The organism is Desulfovibrio sp. 1188_IL3213, assembly GCF_036763145.1.
Classification (GTDB): Bacteria; Desulfobacterota; Desulfovibrionia; order Desulfovibrionales; family Desulfovibrionaceae; genus Desulfovibrio.
In genome coordinates, this window is the sequence record NZ_JBAIYR010000417.1 from 1 (window position 1) to 1,952 (window position 1,952).

Genomic DNA, 1,952 nt, shown 5'->3' on the forward strand with positions numbered 1-1,952 from the left:
CTTCTGACCCGTCTTCGCCTGTTTCGGGCTTGAACTGGCAGCGCAGGTTGCGCCGGGACCGCATGGCCGCGTTGGCGTAGTATTCGCTTTCAGCCGGATGCCCTATGAGGCGCGGCATGTCGTCTTCATACAGAATGACTGTTTCCACGCAGCCGTCCGCTGCGCCGACGCGGGGCAGCACCACGGGCTGAGGCGCCACGGAATGCCTGTGCGTTCCGTAGATGTAGGTATTGCTGGTGCCGAGGTCTATGCCAAGTATTTTCATGCCCCGGCCTCCTGGGCGGCTTCTTTTTGCACGTGGCCCTTTATGATGCTGTCTCCGGCGCGGGTGTAGCGGCGCAAAACGCGGCAACGGTCGCCGTTGGACACAAGGCCCACCCTGTCATAAAGCCCGGCGTGGGTATCTTCATCCCATATGATATGACTGCCGTCTTCGCCGGGGGCATAGCCCATAAAAGCGAGCTGTTCCGAAAGAAAATGTCTGGTCTGCTCATTCATGCCGTCCAGAAGGTGGGCAACGCCAAGGGCCAGCGGGCAATCGTTTCTGGGACATCTGCCTGCATGCCGGGGCTGATGATCGCTTTCGCTGAGAATGTCAATTTCCGCATGGAGCTTGTCCCATACCGAAAAGAATGTGGTGAGCCAGCGGGCGCGCTCCTGAGCCTGACGCCGCAGGGAAAGCCTGAATGCCTCCACGTCCAGGGACGTGGTTTTTTTGGCAAGCAGAACGAACAGGAATGCCGCGCCCAGCAACAAATACAGGCGTTTGAGCAGGCCAGCGCCGCCGCTTGTGCCAAAGACGGCGCTTTTGAAGTCCGCCCAGGAGGTGAGGCGCAAAATGCCCGCGGCAAGGCTGGCGGCGAACGCTGCGAGGGTTCCCAGGCCCAGAAAGCCCAGCATGCGCGTGCGCGCCTTGGGGTTGCCCGCCAGATATTCCGCGCCGTAAAGCATGCCGAGCACCGTTGCCACGCGCAGAATGCCCCCGCCCATATCAATGAGACCCAGCAGGCCCGATAAAAGGCCCCCGGCGAAAAAGCCCAGAAAAACAATGCCCGCCATGCTGAGCAGGGAATATCTTTTTACGTACAGGGCATCGGTGGAGAAATCCGGCATGTCGCGGGCAAGGCTCCAGCGCAGTTCTTCCGGAATGTCTGCATCGGCGCTTTTTGCTGCGCACCGGGCCACGAGGTCTTCCTTGAGGTCCGAGAGCAACTGGCGGTGCTGCGCGTAGTCGCCGGGAAAGGACGCTATTTTTTCAAGAGTTTCATCCGCAAGGGTGTCGATATGGGGAGCGGACGCATCGGAATTTGTAATGGTCATGCTGTTTGTCCCGTTTGCTGTGGTGCTGCCGGGCGGTTCCCGCGGGTACGGCGGGTGAATGCCCGGTTTCGCAAAAAAGAGGCCGCATAGCGCAGGACGCCTGTCAAAAGTAGCGCACGCTGCCGTCAAGTCAAGGGGCGGCGCGGGTTACGGGGCAGGATGCCCGCATGGACGCGGCCTGTGTGACCAGAGTGCCGCACTTCATGTCAGCAGAGCGTCAGCATGCGGCCACAGGACGAATATGGCATTTTCGCATTGAGAATATCTATTCTCAATGCTTCCAAGACGCCCGCTCCGGCGTTTAACCGCGCAGGTAAACAGCTCTGCTGTCTTCGTCCGTAACTTCCTTTGTCGTAACGGCTGAAGCTGCGCTTACGCCTCCGCGGCGGGCGTCTGCTCCCGCATTCGCCAGAGCAGTTTCAAAGAAAAATTGCTCTGGAGCAGATTAACTTTGAAATGCTTCACATTTCAAAGTTTTCATTCAGCCGAAAAATGCGATTTTCGCCTGAATCCACGCCACATTGTGGCGCGCTGCACTTTCGTACAGCGTTAGAGCATTCACACTTTTTCAAAGTTAAAATGCTCTAGAAGTGAAGGTGCTCTAAATGCAGAACATTTCACTTTTGGCAGAC

1 protein-coding gene and 1 pseudogene are annotated in these 1,952 nt (G+C 57.9%); both read right to left on the bottom strand.

All coding sequences use genetic code 11. The features are described from left to right. Window positions 1-265 (bottom strand): annotated as a pseudogene (locus tag V6C16_RS12110) (Hsp70 family protein); the annotation flags it as partial. Then, the gene (locus V6C16_RS12115; protein WP_333543315.1) at window positions 262-1,320 is read right to left on the bottom strand and encodes an adenosine deaminase; all 1,059 of its coding nucleotides are present in this window, start codon (window positions 1,318-1,320) and stop codon (window positions 262-264) included. The gene V6C16_RS12115 and the pseudogene V6C16_RS12110, both read right to left, overlap by 4 nt. Window positions 1,321-1,952 lie beyond the last annotated feature (632 nt).